18 protein-coding genes are annotated in these 21,747 nt (G+C 61.1%); 9 read left to right on the top strand and 9 right to left on the bottom strand.

The genetic code is table 11. From position 1 onward, the window contains the following. Positions 1-65: 65 nt before the first annotated feature. Positions 66-467, bottom strand: coding sequence for a type II toxin-antitoxin system HicB family antitoxin (locus tag ACYASU_RS06655; RefSeq protein WP_192172097.1), 402 nt, complete (start codon positions 465-467; stop codon positions 66-68). A 35-nt stretch (positions 468-502) separates the two neighbouring features. After that, on the bottom strand, positions 503-685 hold the full coding sequence (locus ACYASU_RS06650) for a type II toxin-antitoxin system HicA family toxin (protein ID WP_463582339.1): 183 nt from the start codon (positions 683-685) through the stop codon (positions 503-505). Between the two features lie 343 nt (positions 686-1,028). Between ACYASU_RS06650 and ACYASU_RS06645 the strand changes: the two genes are divergently transcribed. The 8 genes from ACYASU_RS06645 to ACYASU_RS06610 all read left to right on the top strand — a co-directional run bounded on the left by ACYASU_RS06645 (position 1,029) and on the right by ACYASU_RS06610 (position 10,646). After that, a complete protein-coding gene (locus ACYASU_RS06645) occupies positions 1,029-1,934 on the top strand; it encodes an AraC family transcriptional regulator (RefSeq protein ID WP_463582338.1) in 906 nt (301 codons plus the stop codon). Between the two features lie 242 nt (positions 1,935-2,176). Beyond that, the gene (locus ACYASU_RS06640; RefSeq protein ID WP_192172100.1) at positions 2,177-3,499 is read left to right on the top strand and encodes an ABC transporter substrate-binding protein; all 1,323 of its coding nucleotides are present in this window, start codon (positions 2,177-2,179) and stop codon (positions 3,497-3,499) included. An 80-nt stretch (positions 3,500-3,579) separates the two neighbouring features. Beyond that, entirely contained in the window at positions 3,580-4,512 is a 933-nt protein-coding gene (locus tag ACYASU_RS06635; protein WP_192172101.1) for a carbohydrate ABC transporter permease, read from the top strand. Between the two features lie 10 nt (positions 4,513-4,522). Beyond that, entirely contained in the window at positions 4,523-5,356 is an 834-nt protein-coding gene (locus tag ACYASU_RS06630; RefSeq protein WP_065991391.1) for a carbohydrate ABC transporter permease, read from the top strand. A gap of 164 nt (positions 5,357-5,520) precedes the next feature. After that, positions 5,521-6,624, top strand: coding sequence for an ABC transporter ATP-binding protein (locus tag ACYASU_RS06625; RefSeq protein WP_192172102.1), 1,104 nt, complete (start codon positions 5,521-5,523; stop codon positions 6,622-6,624). Positions 6,625-6,658: 34 nt separating this feature from the next. Beyond that, complete coding sequence (locus ACYASU_RS06620) at positions 6,659-8,176, top strand: mannitol dehydrogenase family protein (RefSeq protein ID WP_463582337.1); 1,518 nt, start codon at positions 6,659-6,661, stop codon at positions 8,174-8,176. 8 nt (positions 8,177-8,184) lie between these two features. Continuing rightward, positions 8,185-9,678, top strand: a complete 1,494-nt coding sequence (gene xylB, locus ACYASU_RS06615; protein ID WP_463582336.1) for a xylulokinase — start codon at positions 8,185-8,187, stop codon at positions 9,676-9,678. Positions 9,679-9,710: 32 nt separating this feature from the next. After that, positions 9,711-10,646 (top strand): carbohydrate kinase family protein, encoded by a 936-nt coding sequence (locus tag ACYASU_RS06610; RefSeq protein WP_463582335.1) that lies wholly within the window; start codon positions 9,711-9,713, stop codon positions 10,644-10,646. A 905-nt stretch (positions 10,647-11,551) separates the two neighbouring features. On the opposite strand, the gene ACYASU_RS06605 is transcribed toward ACYASU_RS06610, so the two are convergent. After that, positions 11,552-12,166: a hypothetical protein gene (locus ACYASU_RS06605; protein WP_192172106.1), complete on the bottom strand. Its 615-nt coding sequence runs from the start codon at positions 12,164-12,166 to the stop codon at positions 11,552-11,554. Positions 12,167-12,384: 218 nt separating this feature from the next. Beyond that, complete coding sequence (locus ACYASU_RS06600; RefSeq protein WP_463582334.1) at positions 12,385-13,413, bottom strand: alpha/beta fold hydrolase; 1,029 nt, start codon at positions 13,411-13,413, stop codon at positions 12,385-12,387. Between the two features lie 323 nt (positions 13,414-13,736). Between ACYASU_RS06600 and ACYASU_RS06595 the strand changes: the two genes are divergently transcribed. Continuing rightward, on the top strand, positions 13,737-15,476 hold the full coding sequence (locus ACYASU_RS06595; protein ID WP_463582333.1) for a dipeptidase: 1,740 nt from the start codon (positions 13,737-13,739) through the stop codon (positions 15,474-15,476). Positions 15,477-15,545: 69 nt separating this feature from the next. Here the strand turns inward: ACYASU_RS06595 and ACYASU_RS06590 are convergent, their stop codons facing one another. The 5 genes from ACYASU_RS06590 to gorA form a co-directional block, all read right to left on the bottom strand. Further along, complete coding sequence (locus ACYASU_RS06590) at positions 15,546-15,851, bottom strand: DUF1883 domain-containing protein (RefSeq protein WP_282373314.1); 306 nt, start codon at positions 15,849-15,851, stop codon at positions 15,546-15,548. A 228-nt stretch (positions 15,852-16,079) separates the two neighbouring features. Next, entirely contained in the window at positions 16,080-17,642 is a 1,563-nt protein-coding gene (gene ahpF / locus ACYASU_RS06585; protein WP_463582332.1) for an alkyl hydroperoxide reductase subunit F, read from the bottom strand. 158 nt (positions 17,643-17,800) lie between these two features. Then, positions 17,801-18,364: an alkyl hydroperoxide reductase subunit C gene (gene ahpC, locus ACYASU_RS06580; protein ID WP_065987199.1), complete on the bottom strand. Its 564-nt coding sequence runs from the start codon at positions 18,362-18,364 to the stop codon at positions 17,801-17,803. 179 nt (positions 18,365-18,543) lie between these two features. Next, positions 18,544-20,223: a hybrid sensor histidine kinase/response regulator gene (locus ACYASU_RS06575; RefSeq protein ID WP_463582369.1), complete on the bottom strand. Its 1,680-nt coding sequence runs from the start codon at positions 20,221-20,223 to the stop codon at positions 18,544-18,546. Positions 20,224-20,361: 138 nt separating this feature from the next. Next, positions 20,362-21,717: a glutathione-disulfide reductase gene (gene gorA, locus ACYASU_RS06570; protein WP_463582331.1), complete on the bottom strand. Its 1,356-nt coding sequence runs from the start codon at positions 21,715-21,717 to the stop codon at positions 20,362-20,364. Positions 21,718-21,747 lie beyond the last annotated feature (30 nt).

The raw sequence follows: 21,747 nt of genomic DNA, 5'->3' as shown, positions 1-21,747 counted from the left end.
GCGGCTCTCTGGAGGCGTTCGCGGAAGGTGCTCGCAACGCCGCAGCCAAGCGGCATTGCGCGGACTTATTCGTGCAGCTCGCGCAACGCCGCTGTTGCCAGGAACCCCGAACGCGATCGGTAACGTTGATCGCTCCTGACGCGGGCATCGATGCGTTCCAGCAGCACTTCCGGCAGCGTCGCATTGAACCGCACCGAGCGGCCAAAATACGGCGTCACGTCAAATTCGACCACAGCCCACACGCCTCCTTGATAATCCGGGTTATTGATATGCGCGTCGATGTCCATCGGCTGCGGCAGCGCCTCGCCATCAGCGACCAGCCCTTCAAAGTGCAGCGCCAGGGCTTCTTTCACATTGTCCAGCGCCTGGCCAATGGTCGCGCCAGCGGAAAAACATCCCGAGATATCAGGCACGGTGACGCCGTACACCGAGTCGGGATCCTTGTGTAAAACGACGGGTAATTTCATGCTTTATCCTTCCGAGCTCATTCGCGTTGGGACATTCATTTGAGGCCGGCCTGTTTCAATATGCTGTGAACCGTCCCTTTTGGCAGGTCATCCTTGGGATGAGGAACCGTGACGCGTCCCTTTTTTAACGGGTGCTTGTATTGGCGATGACTGCCTTTGACCTCGACCACATACCCACCATCGTCCTCGACCATTCTGATCATGTCCCTGCTCCGCATCAGCCTATCCCTTTGTTGACTGATGTGGATAGTACACATCAAACTTTCATGCGCCACTTCGCGGAGAATTTTTTAAGCGACAGTATGTAACGTGGTCCCGGGGCGATCCTGCTCGCGCCCTCCCTGGCTGAAGACCTTCCCAACGACCCACTGCAGGCTTTTAGCCGGGAAGGCGTCGGACGTCACACCGCAGGATTGATGGCGCTCAAACTGGCCTCTTCCCGGCTGAAGCCGGTCCTACTGAATTCGTGCGTTCAGCTGCATCTGTTTAAAACCCGCATCTGTATTCCGCCCAACAAATAGTGCACATTATTCCCACGCCACTCTCCAGACCGGCACACGCATGACCAAAACAACAAGAGTCACCGAACCTTCCTACGAGCTGATGGACGACCACAATGGCCTGTCGATCATCTACCGTGAGCATGGTTTCCCCTGCCCGCTGGTGCGCTGGCATTTCCACAAGGAATACGAGCTGCACCTGATCGTCGCCAGCTCCGGCAAGGTCTTCGTCGGTGATTACATCGGCAATTTCTACCCTGAGACCCTGTTCCTCACCGGCCCCAATCTGCCGCACAACTGGATCAGCCAGATCGAGGAAGACGAGGTCGTCCCCAAGCGCGACATGCTGGTGAATTTCACCGAAGAGCTGCTCGAAAGCGGCAATCAAGTGTTCGCCGAACTCAAGACCCTGGCGCCACTGCTTGAACGCGCCCGGTACGGCATCGAATTCCGCTGCAAGCGCACCATCCGCCAGGCCACCAAACTGATGCAGAAAATCGCCGACACCACGGGCATGACCCGCCTGGGGCATTTCTTCATTCTGTTGGAATTGCTGGCGGCCAGTGATGATTTCCAGCTGTTGTCGGGCACCACCGCCTCGCAGCTGTCCGACGATCACGCCGTGGAGCGCACCAACAAGGCCGTGGAATATATCTTCACCCACTACGCCCGTGAGTTGCCGCTGGAAGAAGTGGCAGAGTACCTGGGCATGAAGCCGACGTACTTTTCTCGGGTGTTCAAGCAGGCGACCGGTCGCTGCTTCGTCGAATTCGTCAATCGCCTGCGCATCAGCAAGTCCTGCGAACTGCTCGCCGACGGCGACCGGCCGGTGACGGATGTCTGCTTCGAGTCGGGTTTCAATAACATCTCCAACTTCAATCGGCGCTTCCAGAAGCTCAAAGGCATGACCCCTTCCCACTATCGCCGCCTCGCCGTACAGCGCCTGACCGAACAAAACCTGTACTGATTCGTTACCCCTTCGCGCCCTTCAACTACGCTGGAACTGCCCCGCACCATGCGCGGGCGCAGTTCTACGACGTGGCCGGCTGAATTCCCGGTGCAAAAAAGTATCAGTTCAAGTGCGCCGCAGGATTTGTCAACCAGCGCGTACAAGGCTGTAATCAGCTGACATTCTTCCTGGCCTCCGGAAGAAACAAAAACAATAACCAAGCTTCTGACGTCAGCCTTGGCGCAGAAGAGGAGTGATAAATGAAGACCTCTGCAAATGTTCTCCTTGCCGGTACCTGTCTGACCCTCCTGTCTCTCTGCACCACCGCCACAGCCGGTGAAGTCACCATCGCCACCGTCAACAACAGCGACATGATCCGCATGCAGCGGCTGTCCAAGACCTTCGAAGAACAGCACAAGGACATCAAGCTCAAGTGGGTCGTGCTGGAAGAGAACGTGCTGCGTCAGCGCCTGACCACCGACATCGCCACCAAGGGCGGCCAGTTCGACGTGCTGACCATCGGCATGTACGAAGCCTCACTCTGGGGCGCCAAGGGCTGGCTCAAGGAAATGAACGACCTGCCTGCGTCCTACGCGCTGGACGATGTGTTTCCTTCGGTACGCGATGGCTTGTCGGTTGATGGCAAACTCTTCGCCCTGCCGTTCTATGCAGAAAGCTCGATCACCTACTACCGCAAAGACCTGTTCAAGGCCGCCGGCCTGACCATGCCGGAGCGTCCGACCTGGACGCAGATCTCCGAATTCGCCGACAAGCTCACCGACAAGTCCAAGGAACAGTACGGCATCTGCCTGCGCGGCAAGGCCGGCTGGGGCGAGAACATGGCGCTGATCACCACCATCGCCAACTCCTTTGGCGCGCGCTGGTTCGACGAACAATGGAAGCCGCAATTCGACCAGCCTGAATGGAAGAACGCGCTGACCTTCTACACCAACGTGATGAAGAAGGACGGCCCGCCCGGCGCTTCCAGCAACGGTTTCAACGAAAACCTCGCGCTGTTCAACAGCGGCAAATGCGCAATCTGGGTGGATGCCAGCGTCGCCGGCTCGTTCGTGACAGACAAATCCCAGAGCAAAGTGGCTGACAGCGTAGGCTTCACCTATGCGCCCCATGAAGTCACCGACAAGGGCTCGGCGTGGCTGTACTCGTGGGCTCTGGCGATCCCGACCAGCGCGAAGAACGACAAGGACGCGCGCGCCTTCACCGAATGGGCCACGTCCAAAGAGTACGCCGCGCTGGTGGCCGAGAAAGACGGCGTCTCCAACGTACCGCCAGGCACCCGCGCATCGACCTACACCGATGCCTACAAACAAGCCGCGCCGTTCGCCAATATCACCCTGGAATCCCTCAAGGCCGTCACGCCGAAAGCGCCGACCCTCAAGCCGGTGCCGTACGTGGGCATCCAGTTGGTGACCATCCCCGAGTTCCAGTCGATCGGCACCTCCGTCGGTCAACAGTTCTCGGCGGCATTGGTGGGCACCTCCAGCGTGGATCAGGCATTGACCAGCGCGCAAAGCGTGGCCGAGCGTGAAATGAAGCGCGCGGGTTACCCGAAAAAGGGCTGACACCCGCTGCTTGAAGGCGGCAGGCGCCGATTGCCTGCCGCCCACGTTCACGCTCACGCTTCTGCCGGCTCGGAGTCAACATGAACACCTCAACCCTCACCCCACGCACCGCTGCGGCCGATGACAAATCGTCCGTCAAAGGCAGCGTCACCAAGCCCGGCTGGTTTCTGGTCAGCCCTTCGGTGCTGTTGCTGCTGGTGTGGATGATCGTGCCGCTGGGCATGACCATCTACTTTTCGCTGATCCGCTACAACCTGCTCAACCCCGGCGAAAACGAATTCGTCGGGCTGGAGAACTTCGAATTCTTCGTCACCGACGCCGGCTTTCTGCCCGGCGCCATGAACACGCTGTTGCTGGTCGGCAGCGTGCTGGCCATCAGCGTGATCCTCGGCGTACTGATCTCGGCGCTGCTGGAGGCCAGTGAATTCCTCGGTCGCGGCATCGTCCGCGTGCTGCTGATTTCGCCGTTCTTCATCATGCCGACGGTCAGCGCGCTGATCTGGAAGAACCTGATTTTCCACCCGGTGTCCGGCATCCTCGCCTGGGTCTGGAAGCTGTTCGGCGCCCAGCCGGTGGACTGGCTGGCCAATTACCCGATGCTGTCGATCATCATCATTGTGTCGTGGCAGTGGCTGCCCTTCGCGATCCTGATTCTGATGACCGCCATGCAGTCCCTGGATCAGGAACAGAAAGAAGCGGCGCGTCTGGATGGCGCCGGCCCGATCGCGATCTTCTGGCACCTGACCCTGCCGCACCTGGCGCGCCCGATCGCCGTGGTGGTGATGATCGAAACGATCTTCCTGCTCTCGGTGTTTGCCGAAATCTTCACCACCACCAACGGCGGCCCGGGCTTCGCTTCGACCAATCTGGCGTACCTGATCTACAACCAGGCACTGCTGCAATTCGACGTGGGCATGGCATCGGCAGGCGGTTTGATTGCCGTCGTGATCGCCAACATTGCCGCAATCATCCTGGTACGGATGATCGGCAAAAACCTCACCGACAAGTCTTGAGGGCAAGGCCATGATGACGCTCAAACAATCCCGTCGCCTGCAAAGTGCCCTGCTCGGCACCTTGTCGTGGCTGATCGCGGCGCTGATTTTCTTCCCGATCTTCTGGATGGTCCTGACCAGCTTCAAGACCGAGATCGACGCCTTCGCCACGCCGCCGCAGTTCATTTTCACGCCGACCCTGGAAAACTATCTGCACATCCAAGAGCGCAGTGACTACTTCCACTTCGCGTGGAACTCGATCTTGATCTCCTTCAGCGCGACCATCCTGTGCCTGCTGATCGCGGTGCCGGCGGCCTACTCCATGGCGTTTTTCGAAACCAAGCGCACCAAGGGCACGCTGCTGTGGATGCTCTCCACCAAGATGCTGCCGCCGGTGGGCGTGCTGATGCCGATCTACCTGCTGGCCAAGACCTTTGGCCTGCTGGATTCGCGCATCGCGCTGATCGTGATCTACACGCTGATCAACCTGCCGATCGTGGTGTGGATGATTTACACCTACTTCAAGGACATTCCCGGAGAGATTCTCGAAGCCTCGCGGCTGGACGGCGCCACCACGCGTCAGGAAATCTTTCGCGTGCTGATCCCGATCTGCAAGGGCGGGCTGGCCTCGACGGCGCTGCTGTCACTGATCCTGTGCTGGAACGAGGCGTTCTGGTCGCTGAACCTGACCTCCTCGAATGCCGCACCGCTGACTGCGCTGATCGCCTCGTATTCGAGCCCTGAAGGCTTGTTCTGGGCCAAGTTGTCGGCGGTGTCGACCCTGGCCTGCGCGCCGATCCTGATCTTCGGCTGGATCAGCCAGAAACAACTGGTTCGCGGTCTGTCGTTTGGTGCCGTGAAATAACCGAAACATGATGGTTCCTACGCTGAGCGTGGTAACCAGCGACCGGACGCTCCGCGTCCAAAGCGCCGACGCAGAGCGTCAAGGGCGGCGTTACCACGCAGAGCATGGGAACGATCCCGCCGTTGATGATTTCGACATTTTGAAGAATAAAACTGGAGCCCATCATGGCTAACCTGACAATCAGAAATCTGCAAAAAGGCTTCGACGGCCACCAGATCATCAAAGGCATCGACCTGGACGTGAAGGACCGCGAATTCGTGGTCTTCGTCGGTCCGTCGGGCTGTGGCAAATCCACCCTGCTGCGCCTGATCGCGGGCCTTGAAGACGTCACCAGTGGCAGCATCGAACTCGATGGCCGCGAGATCACTCAGGTGACGCCCGCCAAGCGCGACCTGGCGATGGTGTTTCAAACCTACGCCCTGTACCCGCACATGACTGTCGGCAAAAACCTGTCGTTCGCGCTGGACCTGGCTGGCACACCCAAGGCCGAGGTCAAGAAGAAGGTCGATGAAGCCGCGCGTATCCTCGAGCTCGGCCCGTTGCTGGAGCGCAAGCCCAAGCAACTGTCGGGCGGTCAGCGCCAACGGGTGGCGATCGGTCGCGCCATCGTGCGCAACCCGAAAATCTTCCTGTTCGATGAGCCCCTGTCCAACCTCGACGCCGCCCTGCGCGTCCAGACCCGGCTGGAGCTGTCGCGCCTGCACAAAGAGCTGCAGGCAACGATGATCTACGTCACCCACGATCAGGTCGAAGCCATGACCCTGGCCGACAAGGTGGTCGTGCTCAACGGCGGTCGCGTTGAACAGGTGGGCTCGCCGCTGGAGTTGTACCACCACCCGGCCAACCTGTTCGTCGCGGGCTTTCTCGGCACGCCGAAAATGGGCTTCCTCAAGGGCATCATCAGCGGCGTCCAGGCCTCGGCCTGCGAAGTCACCCTGGACGCCGGGACGAAAGTGCTGCTGCCTTTCACCAACGCGCAACAGAGCGTCGGCGACTCAGTAACGCTGGGCATTCGTCCCGAGCATCTGGAGCTGGCCAACGAGGGCGATTGCCAGTTGACTGTCATCGCCGACGTCAGCGAACGCCTGGGCAGCGACACCTACTGCCACGTGCGCACCACCTCGGGCGAGCCGCTGACCATGCGGATTCGCGGTGACCTGGCCAGCCAGTACGGCGAAACCCTGAAACTGCACCTGAACAGCGCGCACTGCCACCTGTTCGACGCCCAGGGCCAGGTCATCCGCCGCGCGCTGCAGGCCGCTGCCTGAGTCATCGCCCATCACAGAATTCGGGAACACCGTCATGAAACTGAACAAGCAGAACCTCTCCAATCTGGGCGCCGGCATTGCCATCCCCGCCTACTCCCTCGATGAGCGCCGCCAGGGCATTGCTCACATCGGCGTCGGCGGTTTCCACCGCGCCCACCAGGCGTTTTACACCGATGCGCTGATGTCCCTCGGCGCCAATGAAAGCAGCGGCGAAGGCCTGGACTGGGCCATCTGCGGCGTCAGCCTGCGCGAGGAAGACCGCGGCAATTTCGAAGCGCTGAAGGGCCAGGATTTCCTCTATACGCTGTTCGAACTCGGCGACACTCCGGACACCGAAACCCGCGTGATCGGCGCCATGAGCCAGATGCTCATGTCCACCGACAGTGACCTGGCGCTGATCGACAAACTCGCCAGCGCCGACATTCGCATCGTCTCGCTGACCATCACCGAAGGCGGCTACTGCATCGACGACAGCACCGGCGAATTCATGAGTCACCTGCCGCAGATCCAGTACGACCTCGAACACCCCGTCACGCCGAAAACCGTGTTCGGTTACCTGTGCGCCGCCCTGACTCGCCGCCGCGCGGAAGGTACACCGGCGTTCACCCTGATGTCCTGCGATAACCTGCCGCACAACGGCGCCGTGACCCGCAAGGCCCTGCTGGCGTTCGCCCAACTGCGCGACCCGGAGCTGCACGACTGGATCGCTGAAAACGTCAGCTTCCCCAACGCCATGGTTGACCGCATCACGCCGATGACCAGCACCGCCCACCGCCTGCAACTGCATGACCAGAAAGGCATCGACGACGCCTGGCCGGTGGTCTGCGAACCCTTCGTGCAATGGGTGCTGGAAGACAAGTTCGTCAACGGCCGCCCGGCCTGGGAGAAGGTCGGCGTGCAGTTCACCGACGACGTGACCCCGTACGAAGAAATGAAAATCAAGCTGCTCAACGGCAGCCACTTGGCGCTGACCTATCTGGGCGCGCTGAAGGGCTATCGCTTCGTCCACGAAACCATGAATGACCCGTTGTTCGTCGACTACATCCGCACCTACATGGACCTGGACGTCACCCCGCAACTGGCGCCGGTGCCGGGTATCGATTTGACCGAGTACAAACAGACCCTGATCGACCGCTTTTCCAATCAGGCCATCGCCGATCAGTTGGAGCGGGTGTGCTCCGACGGCTCGTCGAAATTTCCGAAATTCACCGTGCCGACCATCAACCGTTTGATCCTCGACGGCGGCAACATGGACCGAGCCTCGCTGGTGGTCGCGGCCTGGGCGCTGTACCTGCAGGGCAACCGCACGGGCGATTTCACCGGCGAGAACGGCGTGCCGTACACCGTGGTCGACCCGCGCGCGGACTTCTGCAAGGCGCTGGTGGCCGATGACGTGCTGGTCACTCAGCGGCTGCTTGAAGTGGAAGAAATCTTCGGCGCGGCGATTCCCCAGTCTGCCGAGTTCGTGGCATCGTTCGAGCACAACCTGAACAGCCTGAAAGAACTGGGCGTCAGCAAAACCCTGGAAAACCTGTTGGCGAAAACCGTCTGAGGTGGAACATGTTTCTCGGCATCGATTGCGGCACCCAAGGCACCAAGGCGATTGTTCTGGATGCGGTCAGCGGCAAGGTTCTGGGCGAAGGCTCGGGTGCGCACCACATGATCAGTGGCGCCAACGGTCGCCGCGAACAGGATGTGCAGGAATGGCTCGACGCGTTCGAGCAGGCGACGGCGGCGGCGTTGCAACAGGCTGGGGTGTCCGGCGCGGACATCGAGGCCATCGGTGTGTCCGGGCAGCAACATGGCCTGGTCATGCTCGATGACTCAGGCCAGGTGCTGCGCCCGGCGAAGCTGTGGTGCGACACCGAATCCACCCCGGAAAATGATCGCCTGCTGGCGTATCTGGGCAGTGAAGCCGGTTCGCTGGAGCGTCTGGGTATTGCCATCGCGCCGGGCTATACGGTCTCCAAACTGCTGTGGAGCAAAGAGCAGTTCCCCGAACTGTTCGCCCGCATCGACAAAATTCTGCTGCCCCACGACTACCTCAATTACTGGCTGACCGGCCGCAGCTGCAGCGAGTTCGGCGATGCCTCGGGCACCGGTTATTTCAATGTGCGCACCCGCAAATGGGACCTGGACATCCTTGAGCACATCGATCCCAGTGGCCGGCTGGTCAATGCTTTGCCGGAACTGATCGAGGCGCACCAGCCGGTGGGCACGATTCTTCCTGCCATCGCCCAGCGGCTGGGCCTCAACCCGAAGGCCATCGTCTCCAGCGGCGGCGGCGACAACATGATGGGCGCGATCGGCACCGGGAATATCGCACCGGGCTCAATCACCATGAGCCTCGGTTCGTCGGGCACGGTCTACGCCTTCGCCGACGCCGGCAACGTCAGCGCGCAGCCGTCAGTGGCGACCTTCTGTTCCTCATCGGGCGGCTGGCTGCCGTTGATCTGCACCATGAACCTGACCAACGCCACCAGTGCCATCCGCGAGCTGTTCGCGCTGGACATCGGCGCCTTCAACGCGGCGGTCGCCTCCTCACCGATTGGCGCCCAGGGCGTGCTCGTGCTGCCGTTCCTCAACGGCGAACGCGTGCCCGCCCTGCCCCACGCCACCGGCAGCATTCTCGGGCTGGACAGCACCAACCTGACCCAGGCCAACCTGTGCCGCGCGGTGGTCGAGGGCACCACCTTCGGGCTGCGCTACGGTCTGGACCTGTTGCGTGACAGCGGCATTAAAAGCGATAACATCCGCCTGATCGGCGGCGGCGCTAAAAGCGCGATCTGGCGGCAGATCGTCGCCGACATCATGGACACGCCGGTCATCTGCACCACCGGCACCGAAGCGGCGGCACTGGGCGCAGCAATTCAGGCGGCGTGGTGTCATTCCCACCCCGATGCCGGGGGTGTCGGCGACGGCGAATCGCTGCAGGCGCTGACCGAGCGTTGCGTCAGCCTCGATCCGGCCAGCGAAACCCGGCCGGTTGCCGAGCACGTTACGGCGTATCAGGCGGTTTATCAGCACTATCGCACTCAATTGCAGGGCCTCTGACGGACAGCCCCGTCGGCCTTTATGGAGCAACTATGTATCTGGTCTGTGGCGAAGCACTGTTCGACTTTTTCTGTCAGCCGGACAGCGGACAAAGCAACAAAGTGGGTTATCAGGCCATCGCCGGCGGTTCGCCGTTCAACGTCGCCGTGGGGCTGCGCCGGCTGGGCATCGATGCCGGGTTCTTCGCCGGCATCTCCAGCGATTACTTGGGCAAGCGCCTGTTGAAGGTGCTGGCGGAAGAAGGCGTGCGCGATGACTTTCTCGTGCACATCGACGCGCCGACTACGCTGTCGATGGTCGCCGTGGGTGCCGACGGTTCGCCGCAGTACAGTTTTCGCGGCGAAGGCTGTGCCGACCGGATGCTGAGCGTTGAGAGTCTGCCCACGCTGGACGACAGCGTGCGGGGCCTGCATGTGGGTTCGTTCTCGCTGGTGGTGCAGCCGATCGCCGACGCGCTGCTGACGCTGGTTCGGCGGGAAAGCGGCAAGCGGCTGATTACCTTCGATCCCAACGTGCGGCTGAATCCGGCGCCGAGCATCGAGCTGTGGCGCGGTCAGGTGGCGAAGTTTGCCGAGCACGCGCACATCATCAAGGTCAGTGATGAGGACCTGGAGCTGTTGTATCCGCAGAAGGACGCGGCGGCGGTGGCCGAGGGCTGGCTGAAGGACAATTGCCAGTGGGTGATCATGACCCGCGGGCGTGAGGGCGCGACGATATTCACGCGGGCGCTGGGTACATGGTCGGTGGCGGCGCGCAAGGTGGAAACGGTGGATACGGTGGGTGCCGGTGATACGTTTCAGGCGGCGCTGATTGCGTTTCTAACGGAGCGGGGTCTGGATGCGCCAGCTGCTCTGGCGGGCGTAGATCGGGAGACGCTGTCGAAGATGCTGGAGTTTGCGGTGGCGGCAGCGGCGGTGACCTGCACGCGGGAGGGGCCGGATTTGCCCTATCGGGCGGAGGTGGTCTAAGCGACTGGCCTTTTTTCCAGGATCAAGATCAAAAGCGTCTGCCTGGGGGCAGACTGTTTCGCCTTCGGCGAGTTACTTGGAAAAGCACCCCAAGTAACCAAGGGTGCTTGCTCCTGGCTTGGTTCCTCCTTCGTCGGAATACTCTCACTCCGACGACGCTCCGTGGGCCCGCGCCGAACGGACATCCATGTCCTGACGGCGCTCTCGCCGCATCCATGCGGCTCGGCCCACTCCGCGTCGTCTGCGTTCAGCCTGCACCCAAGTCGCGTTTGGCGGTGGCTGGACTTTTTGCGTATGAAGATCAAAAGCAGATCAAGAGCAGGTCAAGAGCTTCCCGGCTGAAGCCGGTCCTACAGTCGGAGCTGGTCCCACTGATTGCACGCGCTGCTGTTAGCTGTTAGTGGGACCGGCTTTAACCGGGAAGAGGCCAGCTCAGGCGCCGATATTTTTGCTGATAGCCCCCCTCCTTGTGGGAGCGAGCTTGCTCGCGAATGCTTAATCCAACACGCCAGATATCCGATGGATGTACCGGCCCCTTCGTGAGCAAGCTCACTCCCACGAGTCCTTGGCGCTTGACCCGCCCTCGATCTGCTTCTGATCTGCGTTTGATTTTGATCTCCAAACACATAACCCTCAGACGACACCTATCGCGACTTTGGTGCAGGCTGAACGCAGGTTTCGCGGAGTGGGTCGAGCGGCATGGATGCCGCGAGAGCGCCGTCAGGACATGGATGTCCGTTCGGCGCGGGCCCACGGAGCGGGACCGGAGTGAAGGAACCCGACGAAGTCGGGCCCAACCGAGAGCAGGCACCCTTGGTTACTTGGGGATGGTGCGACTTTCGACTTTTCCAAGTAACTCGCCGAAGGCGAAATGTCTGCCGTTAGGCAGACGCCCTTGAAACAGATTAGGCCATTTCCGCCTTTGCCATGGCGATCCTGGTCTTCACCTCCCGCTCAGCGACCTGCTGATCCGTCTTCTGCTTCTGCAGCTCGGTCACCTGCTTGTCAACCGCCGCCTGCTCTTCCGGCGTCATGGCGTCGTATTCCGCCTTGCTGACGCCCGTCAACCGCTGCCGCACCTTCTCCGCGTCGGTCTGGTTCATGTAGGACAGAAACTGATCCTTCACCGAGCCCGCGCCGTCAGAACCCGCCGTGCCATCGCTGGCCGCCAGTTCATCGGAGACGGTCTTGCTGACGCTATCAGACGACGCGACCTGCTTGTCAGCGCTGGACACAAACGCCGCAGCCGCAGCCGCCTTGTCATCGTCCGTCACCGACGACGCCGTGTTGGCCGCCGCTGCTTTCAGGTTCACCATCATTTTGGCAAACGACTCGTCGTAGCCCTGCTTGCCGTCATTGCTGCTTTGCGCCGCGCCTTCACCATTGCTCGCAATCGCCGCCACGGGTGTGGCAGCGCCGGCCATGGCGCTGTTGTAGGCATCCGTGTCCGTCGTGGCGTAATGGGTGTGGCTTACGGCCTTCGACACGAACTGCTGGATGGCACTGTTGCCGATTAACATCTTTCACCTCCTGTTCAGGTTGTCCGATGTACCCCGACAAAAGCAAAACCGATGCCATACCGCCTGATCCACCTGAAAGGCCCGCCAGCACTGGCCTGCAGACCACGCGCCAGGGCGTGATGAGCCGCGTAATCGACAATGCTTGCCGTCTACGGCAGGTTCTCGCCGCTGGCTTGCCGTACTGGCCAGTGCGCCGCTGACAACCGGAGGCCGCCGTCCTATTTAAGGAACGCCTTCACCGCCTCATTCACTTTATCCGCCTCGCACGCCGGTGCCATGTGCCCGCAATCGCTGTTGAGCACCAGCAACTGCGCGCGCTTTTGAGCGGCCAGCGCCTTGGATGGGGCCGGGTCTACCATGCGGTCCTGTTCTGACGTGATGACTAACAGCCGCGCCTTGATCTTCCCGGCCAGCGCGGCCATATCGCCCTGACGCAACAGATCAAAGGACGTCATCGCCTGCAATTGCCGGTACCAGTCGACCGTACTGAACGGCTGGCCACCTGTTGAAGCAGGAACGTTGCCGCCAGGCGCAGGCCTGTTCCCCGCCGGCTTGGCTGCAGCACGCTCCGGTGTCCATAGATAACCGTTGTGTACCGCCGTGAGCTGCTTGAACACCGTGCCCGGTGCATAGTTGCCGTTGTTCCAGCCCGGCGCGTGTTCGATGGCGGCAAGTTCTGCATTCCATGCCTGCAGATCGCGCTCGGTCGGGTGTGGCGTGCCAACGATGGTCACCACCTTGCTGGCGAAGTCCGGGTACATCACCGCCCACTGCAAGGCCTGCATACCGCCCATGGAAATGCCGACGATGGCGTGGGCGTGATCGATGCCCAGGTACATGGCGAGCAAGCGATGCTGCGCCTTGACCATGTCGCGAATGCCGAACTGGGGGAATTTCAGGCGCGGCGCGCTGAGGCTGTTGGACGGCGAGCACGAGACGCCGTTGCCGATAGCGTCCATCGCCACCACGTACCAGCGATTGGTGTCGACCAACTTGCCGGGGCCGATCATGTCGGCCTGGTCGGACGTCCGCCCGGCGAGCCAGGTGGTCACCAGCACGACGTTATTGCGATCTTCTGCCAGGGTGCCGTAGGTGCGATAACCCAAGTCGCAACGGGTGATTTTGCCGCCGGTCATGTTCAACGAACCGATGTTCACACGCTGCTGCTCTGCCGCCTGGCAGATGCCTACACTCATCATGACCAGCAACGCACGCAGCGTCCGGTCAGCGTATTGACGCAGTTTCATGGAGTTCCTCAGTGAGATAGCCGGGCGTGGTAGCGCCTGAAAGGTTTGCGGCTACGGAAAACCATGTACATCAACACCATGCCGTCGCGCTGCGCCATCAGCGTAGACGGTTATGGCGTATGAGCGAGGCGGGTTCACGCCTATTTTTTCAGGGCATTCAATGGCCTGAGTCATTTACGGTTCTGCGCCGCTTTTCCCCTTGAAGGCGACAGATATCACAAGGAGGACTCCCCCTGCTCCACCGGCGATGGTAGCGTGCGGTGGTTTCTGATCGAATGATCAGACATTTCTCTCAACATGCCTGCCAAGGAATGCCCCACCCAATGGACTTTTCACTCAAAAAACTCGCCGCCGCCACTTTGATGTTCGCCGGCGTCTCCGCCATTGCACCGGCTGCCTTTGCCAACCTCACCGCCCAACAAAGCAGCACGATTGTCGGCAGTCTCAAAGAAAACGCGGTCACGGATTTCCGCCAATTCCTTAAGACCATTAGCACCACCGACGTCGTCAAGGCCGCCGGCATCGAGCCAGCGATCAACGCCTTCCTCGCCAATAAAAAGCTGTCCGCCGATGAGCAGAACGATATCCATCGCCTGCTGGGGATTTATGCGCGAGTGAAATACGGCAGCGCCGCCACCGAAACCCTGCGCGAGCTGGTCGCCATTCCTACGTTCCAGACTGAAGGCGTCGCACAGCACGACAACCCGGCGTTCATCAAGATGGCCGAGAAAATCAAAACCCTCGCCCAGTCGTTCAACCTGACCTTCCGCAACATCGACAACCGCGTGTATGAAATCTCCCTTGAGGGCGCGGGCCCTGAAGTGGTCGGCATTCATGCCCACGCCGACGTCGTGCCGGTCACATTGGACAACTGGGTGCTGGCCGATGGCACTCGTCTGGATCCGTTCAAAATCACCCTGATCGGCGACCGCATGTACGGGCGCGGCACCGAGGACGACAAGAACGGCATCGTCGTCGCGCTCTACGCCATGAAGGTGATCAAGGAAGAAAAGCTGCCCTTGGCGCGCAACTTCAAGCTGCTGATCGACACCACCGAAGAAACCTCCGGCGACGCCATTCCCTACTATTTCGAGCGCAACCCGACGCCGGCCTACAACCTGGCGCTCGACGGCAGCTACCCGGTGGTCATCGCGGAAAAGGGCTACGGCACGGTCATGGCCAGCTTCGCCCGTCGCACCGCCGAAGGCACGGGCGCGGAAATCACTTCGATGACCGGCGGCATGGCCACTAACCAGATCCCGTCAAAATCGGTCGTCACGCTGGTGAGCGATCAACCCGCTGAACTCGCGGCCGAGTTGCAGAAAGCCGGCGCCGAGTACGCCCAGCGCAACGGCGGCAACTTCAAGGTCGACGCGGAAGTGGCCGGCAAGGACGTCAAGCTGACCGTCACCGGCGTGTCGGCGCATTCTTCCGAGCCAGAATCGGGGGTCAACCCGGTGGCGCGGATGCTCGATTTCATCAACGGCCTGGACGGTAAGGTCGCGCTCAAGCACAACGCGATCACCGACGCCGCGCGCTACGCCGCTGACAACTGGGGCCTGGACTACTTGGGCGCCAAACTGGGCGTCGGCTTCAGTGATGAGTTCATGGGCCCGCTGACGGCCTCGCTGACTTACGTGGCGATGGACGACAAGGCCTTCAAGCTGGCGGTCAACCTGCGCGTGCCACGGGGTAAATCACCGGAAGCGCTGAAGGCGGAAATCGCACAGAAACTGACCGCCTGGACCCAGCAGAGCCATATCACGCCGGGCTTCAATTACTCGATCGCCGAGCCGATGTACCGCAATCCCGAGGGCGATTGGGTCAAGGCGCTGCTGGCCGTGGCCACCGAGAACCTGGGCATGGAGCACAAGTTCGGCACTTCCGCCGGCGCCACGTCCGTGCATGAGCTGCCCAACGGCGTGCAGTTCGGCCTGGCCAAACCCGACGTCAAATACACCGGTCACACCGACGCCGAGTTCAAGACCACCGAGCAGTTTCTGCTGGACTTGCAGATCGTCACCGAGATGATGGGCCGCATCGGTCAGCTGCCGAAACTCTGACCCCCCTGCCCCAGGCCCGCTGCAATGGCGGGCCTGATTCGCGCCGCTGAATGCGCAGTCATCAGCCACTCAGTTTTGAAGCTTTGAGCCTGTTCGGCGCACGATTTTGATCGAGTGTTTGAGGTTGGGCTTGCGCGTCACGCTGATCGCCCGTTGGGTGACCGTGTCCAGGGTGATGTTCCAGAAGCCGGTGCTGGGCACGACGATCTTCGCCGGAAAGCGGTCGAAGGCGCCGCCGTGATAGGTGTGGCGACCGCCGTTCTTGAAGCTGCGGAAGTTGGCGTCACTCATGAGGCGGATATTGCAGGCGTTCGAGGACTCGATCACCACGATGTCGCCTTCATTCAGGTGTTCGCGTTGGTGGATGAATTTCACGGGGGATCCCACGGAAGAGTTGAAAACGGGCGCGAGAATATCATGGAGGCCTGGCCCCACAAGGCGGGGTCGCCTAAATGACAGCACAAAAAAAACCTCATGATCGCTCATGAGGTTTTGCTTTTAGTGGGACCGGCTTTATCCGGGAAGAGGCCAGTCTGTACGCCATCATTTTGCAGTGTGGCAACCGAAGTCTTCCCGGCTGAAGCCGGTCCCACTAATAAACCATCACGCCGGGGCGCTGGTGCGGATCAGGTGGTCGAAGGCGCTGAGGGAGGCTTTGGCGCCCTCGCCGACCGCGATCACGATCTGCTTGTACGGCACGGTGGTCACGTCGCCGGCAGCGAAAATGCCCGGGATCGATGTCTCGCCGCGTTGGTCGATGATGATCTCGCCCCGTGGCGACAGCTCGACGGTGCCCTTGAGCCATTCAGTGTTCGGCAGCAGGCCGATCTGCACGAAGATGCCTTCCAGCTCAACGGTTATTTCCTCACCCGTGAGGCGGTTCTTGTAGCGCAGGCCGTTGACTTTCTGGCCGTCACCGGTCACTTCAGTGGTCAGCGCGCTGGTCAGGACCGTCACGTTGGGCAGGCTGTGCAGCTTGCGTTGCAGCACTGCATCGGCGCGCAGGTTGGCGTCGAATTCCAGCAGGGTCACGTGGGACACGATACCGGCCAGGTCGATGGCCGCTTCGACGCCGGAGTTGCCGCCGCCAATCACCGCGACGCGCTTGCCTTTGAACAGCGGGCCGTCACAGTGCGGGCAGTACGCCACGCCCTTGTTGCGGTATTGCTGCTCGCCCGGGACGTTCATTTCACGCCAGCGTGCGCCGGTCGCCAGAATCACGGTCTTGCCTTTCAGCACGCCGCCGCTGGCGAACTTGACCTGATGCAGGTCGCCATTCTTGCCGGGAATCAACTGCTCGGCGCGCTGCAGGTTGATGACGTCCACTTCGTACTGCTTGACGTGCTCTTCGAGGGCGACCACCAGCTTCGGCCCTTCGGTATGCTGCATCGAGATGAAGTTCTCGATCGCCATGGTGTCCAGCACCTGGCCGCCGAAACGCTCGGCTGCCACGGCGGTGCGAATGCCTTTACGGGCAGCGTAGATCGCTGCGGAGGAACCGGCCGGGCCACCGCCGACGACCAGAACGTCGAAGGCTTCTTTAGCGTTCAGCTTCTCGGCCTGACGATCACCGGCGCTGGTGTCGATCTTCGCCAGAATCTCTTCCAGGTTCATGCGGCCCTGGCCGAACAGTTCGCCGTTCAGGTAGATGCTTGGCACCGACATGATCTGACGGTCGGTGACTTCTTGCTGGAACAGGCTGCCTTCGATGGCGACGTGCTGCACGTTCGGGTTGAGCACGGCCAGCAGGTTCAGTGCCTGAACCACGTCCGGGCAGTTCTGGCAGGTCAGCGAGAAGTAGGTTTCAAACTTGAACTCACCGGTCAGGCTACGGGCCTGCTCGATGGTTTCCTCGGAGGATTTGGACGGGTAACCGCCGACTTGCAGCAGTGCCAGCACCAGCGAGGTGAATTCGTGGCCCATTGGCAGACCTGCGAAGCGCAGCTTGATGTCTTGGCCCGGGCTGTTCAGGGCGAAGGACGGCGTGCGGGTATCGCTGCCATTGGTGTCCAGGGTGATCTTGTCGGAGCTGCTGACGATGTCATTGAGCAGGGCCAGCATTTCCTGGGATTTTGCGCCGTCATCAAGGGACGCAATGATCTCGATCGGGCGAGTGATCCGCTCCAGGTAAGATTTCAACTGAGCTTTAAGATTGGCGTCCAACATGGTTCGGCTTCCTTCTTCACTTTCAGGGTCTGGATCCGCTTCGGAATCCAGCGAGTTCTACAAAAAAAACGCCCGAGCGATAACCGCCCGGGCGTTTTTTGGGGGCGATGCGGTTTACGTGCCTACGGGCTCATCGCCCCCGATCCGGTCATGACGACTTAAATCTTGCCAACCAGGTCCAGGGACGGTGCCAGAGTGGCCTCGCCTTCTTTCCACTTGGCTGGGCAGACTTCGCCCGGGTGAGCAGCGACGTACTGAGCCGCCTTGATTTTGCGCAGCAGCTCGGAAGCGTCACGGCCAACACCGCCGTCGTTCAGTTCGACGATTTTGATTTCGCCTTCCGGGTTGATCACGAACGTGCCGCGGTCAGCCAGACCTGCTTCTTCGATCAGGACGTCGAAGTTGCGGGAGATTTTCAGGGTTGGGTCACCGATCATGGTGTACTGGATTTTGCCGATGGCTGGCGAAGTGTTGTGCCAGGCAGCGTGAGCAAAGTGAGTGTCGGTGGAAACGCTGTAGATTTCGACGCCCAGTTTCTGGAACTCGGCGTAGTTGTCCGCCAGGTCTTCCAGCTCGGTTGGGCAAACGAAGGTGAAGTCAGCCGGGTAGAAGAACACTACAGACCATTTGCCTTTCAGGTCGGCGTCCGACACTTCTACGAAGTTGCCGTTCTTGAAAGCAGTTGCCGTGAACGGTTTGACTTGGCTGTTGATGATAGGCATCAGTGAATCTCCTGAGGGTTGTGGAAATGGGTGTTACAAATTCGATGGGGAGGATACTACGCAAAATCGCCGGCAAGAACTCATTGGCAAAGCTCATGCTAACGATTGGTTTTGACTATAAGGATGCTTTATTAATAGAAGACGTTGTTCAGCCACAGTCCGGGCCGGGCAAGGCGCGTTCAGTCTGACTCGATCAGGGTTCGTACGCGCACCGCAAGTTCGTCGATGCTGAAGGGTTTGGTGAGCAGATCCATGCCATCGTCGAGAAAGTCCCCACGCACCTCGGCCTCTCGCGCATAGCCGGTCATGAACAGAACCTTCAGCCCGGGGCGATGCTGACGGCCCACCTCCGCCAGTTGACGACCATTCAAGCCTGGCAGTCCGACGTCCGTCACCAGCAGATCGACCGGATCGCTGCCCTGCAGGACCGGGAGCGCCTCATGGCTGTCGCAGGCCACGATCACGCGATAACCCAGCTCCTTCAGCACATCCACCACCAGCATGCGCACATCGGGCTCGTCTTCGACCACCAGCACGCGCTCGCCCTGACTGGCGCGAGGCGGCTCGATGCTGGGGTTCACGACGGGCGCACACTCGGCGGCAGCCTCATGACAGGGAAGCAGCAAATCGATCCGCGTGCCGCGCCCTTCTTCGCTTGAAATACTGACCCGGCCGCCGGTCTGGTTGATGAAGCCGTAGACCATCGACAGGCCCAGCCCGGTGCCCTGCCCGATCGGCTTGGTGGTGAAGAACGGATCGAAAGCCCGAGCGATGACTTCGCTGGACATGCCCATTCCGGTGTCCTGCACCCGAAGGCGCACGTAATCGCCCGGCGCCAGCGCATCCTGCAACAGGGCAATGTGGGTCAGTTCAGTCTGGATCAGCAGCCTGCCGCCATCGGGCATCGCGTCGCGGGCGTTGATGACCAGATTGAGCAAGGCGTTTTCCAGCTGGTGCTCATCGGTGTTGGTCAGGCACGAGGTCCCGTGCAGATCGACTTCCAGCTCGATGCTTTCGCCGATGGTGCGGCGCAGTAACTCTTCCATCGACGCCACCATGTGATTGACGTCCACGGGGCACTGATTGAGCGACTGGCGACGGGCGAACGCAAGCAGGCGATGGGTGAGTGACGCGGCGCGGTTGGCCGAGCCCATGGCAGCCTCGATGTAACGATCGATCTCCGACACGCGACCTGCGGCCACCCGACGCTGAATCAGGTCCAGCGCGCCAAGCACGCCGGTCAGCATGTTGTTGAAATCGTGGGCGATGCCGCCCGTCAACTGGCCGATCGCGTCCATCTTCTGCGCGTGGCGCAGGGCCTCTTCGGCCTGGGCGCGCTCGCTGATTTCGATCTGCAGGCGCTCATTGCTCTCGGCCAGTTCACGGGTACGCGCGGCGACACGCTGCTCAAGACTCTCGTTCAGCTCACGCAGCGCATCTTCGGCACTGACTTGCGCAGTGATGTCCGTGCTGGTGCTCAGCCAGTGGGTGATGCTGCCGCGGTCGTCGCGGATCGGCAACGCACGGGACAGGAACCAGCGGTACTGGCCGTCTTTGCCACGCAGCGGGAAGGTGTCTTCCCACAATGACCCGGTCGCGAAACAGCGCTGCAGGCGCGACTCGACGCGCTGGCCATGGTCAGGGTGATGCAACGATCGCCAGCCCAACGCCATCATCGCCTCGTACGAGGTGCCGGTGTAACTGTACCAGCGCTCGTTGTACCAATGGATGCGCCCGGCCGGATCGGCGATCCAGGCCAACTGACTCATGTTGTCGGCGAGGCTGCGAAACTGCCGCTCACTTTCCTCAAGCGTTTCGGTTCTGGAAAGCGCCTGGTCGTCAGGTCCTGCTGGATTCAAGGGCATGGCTGCCGAAAAACTCGTGCTGGTCAAAGAGTGGGTCCGTCCCTAAAAACAATGGCTCGTCCAGCTCCCTCCATGGAGGCCGGACCGTTCACATGTGCCGCGTGTCGTTCAATCACACGCGCGGCGCACGCCTTAACGCGTCGGTGTGCGCATGGTGACGAATTCCTCCGCCGCCGTAGGATGCACGCCAATGGTGTCGTCGAAAATCTGTTTGGTAGCGCCGGCCTTGAGCGCGATCGCCAGGCTCTGGATGATCTCGCCCGCGTCCGGGCCGACCATGTGGCAACCCAGCACGCGATCGGTTTTGGCGTCGACCACCAGCTTCATAAGGGTGCGCTCCTGGTTATCGGTCAGCGACAGCTTCATCGGCCGGAACTTGCTTTCGAATACCTGCACCTCATAGCCGTCCTTCATGGCTTCGGCCTCGGTGAGACCGACCGTGCCGATGTTCGGCAGGCTGAACACGGCAGTGGGAATGTGGCGGTAGTCCACGGGGCGGTACTGCTCGGGCTTGAACAGGCGCCGCGCGACGGCCATGCCTTCGGCCAGGGCCACCGGGGTCAACTGCACCCGACCGATGATGTCGCCGACGGCGATGATCGATGGCTCGGTGGTCTGATAGTCACCGTTGACCTTGATGAAGCCTTTCTCATCCAGCTCGACGTTGACGGTGTCCATGCCCAGGTTATCGAGCATCGGACGGCGGCCGGTGGCGTAGAACACGCAGTCGGTGTTGAACGAGGCGCCGTCGTTCAGGTTCAGTTGCAAGGTGCCGTCGGCCAGCTTTTCGATGCTGTTGATTTCAGTCTTGAAGCGGATGTCCATCTCACGCTTGGCGAGTTCTTCGTGCAGATGGGTGCGCACGCTTTCGTCGAAGCCGCGCAGGAACAATTCGCCGCGGTACATCAGCGAGACGTCAGCGCCCAGGCCGTTGAAGATCGAAGCGAACTCGACTGCGATGTAGCCGCCGCCGACCACGACGACGCGCTTGGGCATCTGTTCGAGAAAAAACACTTGGTTGGAGGTGATGGCGTGCTCGCGGCCCGGAATGTCCGGCACCTGCGGCCAGCCACCGGTGGCGATCATGATGTGCTCGGCCGTGTGAACCTGGCCGTTGATTTCGACTTCGTGGGGGCCGCGCAGGCGCGCATGGCCTTCCATCAGTGTCACGCCGCTGCTGTCCAGCAGCTTGCGGTAGACGCCATTGAGGCGGCTGATTTCACGGTTCTTGTTGGCGATCAGGGTGGGCCAGTCGAAATGCGCCTCGCCACTGCTCCAGCCGTAGCCTTTTGCCTGTTCGAAGTCTTCGGAATAGTGCGCGCCGTAGACCATCAGCTTTTTCGGCACGCAACCGACGTTGACGCAGGTGCCCCCCAGATAACGGCTCTCGGCCACGGCCACGCGCGCGCCGAAACCGGCGGAAAACCGCGCTGCGCGGACGCCGGCCGAGCCCGCGCCAATTACAAAAAGGTCAAAGTCGTAGCTCATGTGTCTCTCCCAAGCGATGCGCTAGCATAA

The sequence above is a fragment of the Pseudomonas sp. HP_12 genome, assembly GCF_055283955.1.
This window is presented reverse-complemented; position numbering and strand designations above follow the sequence as displayed.

Excerpts from the sequence above, each read along its gene's own strand:
- ACYASU_RS06655 (WP_192172097.1), bottom strand. The coding sequence starts at position 467 with ATGAAATTACCCGTCGTTTTACACAAGGATCCCGACTCGGTGTACGGC.
- ACYASU_RS06650 (WP_463582339.1), bottom strand. The coding sequence starts at position 685 with ATGCGGAGCAGGGACATGATCAGAATGGTCGAGGACGATGGTGGGTAT.
- ACYASU_RS06645 (WP_463582338.1), top strand. The coding sequence starts at position 1,029 with ATGACCAAAACAACAAGAGTCACCGAACCTTCCTACGAGCTGATGGAC.
- ACYASU_RS06640 (WP_192172100.1), top strand. The coding sequence starts at position 2,177 with ATGAAGACCTCTGCAAATGTTCTCCTTGCCGGTACCTGTCTGACCCTC.
- ACYASU_RS06635 (WP_192172101.1), top strand. The coding sequence starts at position 3,580 with ATGAACACCTCAACCCTCACCCCACGCACCGCTGCGGCCGATGACAAA.
- ACYASU_RS06630 (WP_065991391.1), top strand. The coding sequence starts at position 4,523 with ATGATGACGCTCAAACAATCCCGTCGCCTGCAAAGTGCCCTGCTCGGC.
- ACYASU_RS06625 (WP_192172102.1), top strand. The coding sequence starts at position 5,521 with ATGGCTAACCTGACAATCAGAAATCTGCAAAAAGGCTTCGACGGCCAC.
- ACYASU_RS06620 (WP_463582337.1), top strand. The coding sequence starts at position 6,659 with ATGAAACTGAACAAGCAGAACCTCTCCAATCTGGGCGCCGGCATTGCC.
- xylB (WP_463582336.1), top strand. The coding sequence starts at position 8,185 with ATGTTTCTCGGCATCGATTGCGGCACCCAAGGCACCAAGGCGATTGTT.
- ACYASU_RS06610 (WP_463582335.1), top strand. The coding sequence starts at position 9,711 with ATGTATCTGGTCTGTGGCGAAGCACTGTTCGACTTTTTCTGTCAGCCG.
- ACYASU_RS06605 (WP_192172106.1), bottom strand. The coding sequence starts at position 12,166 with ATGTTAATCGGCAACAGTGCCATCCAGCAGTTCGTGTCGAAGGCCGTA.
- ACYASU_RS06600 (WP_463582334.1), bottom strand. The coding sequence starts at position 13,413 with ATGAAACTGCGTCAATACGCTGACCGGACGCTGCGTGCGTTGCTGGTC.
- ACYASU_RS06595 (WP_463582333.1), top strand. The coding sequence starts at position 13,737 with ATGGACTTTTCACTCAAAAAACTCGCCGCCGCCACTTTGATGTTCGCC.
- ahpF (WP_463582332.1), bottom strand. The coding sequence starts at position 17,642 with ATGTTGGACGCCAATCTTAAAGCTCAGTTGAAATCTTACCTGGAGCGG.
- ahpC (WP_065987199.1), bottom strand. The coding sequence starts at position 18,364 with ATGCCTATCATCAACAGCCAAGTCAAACCGTTCACGGCAACTGCTTTC.
- gorA (WP_463582331.1), bottom strand. The coding sequence starts at position 21,717 with ATGAGCTACGACTTTGACCTTTTTGTAATTGGCGCGGGCTCGGCCGGC.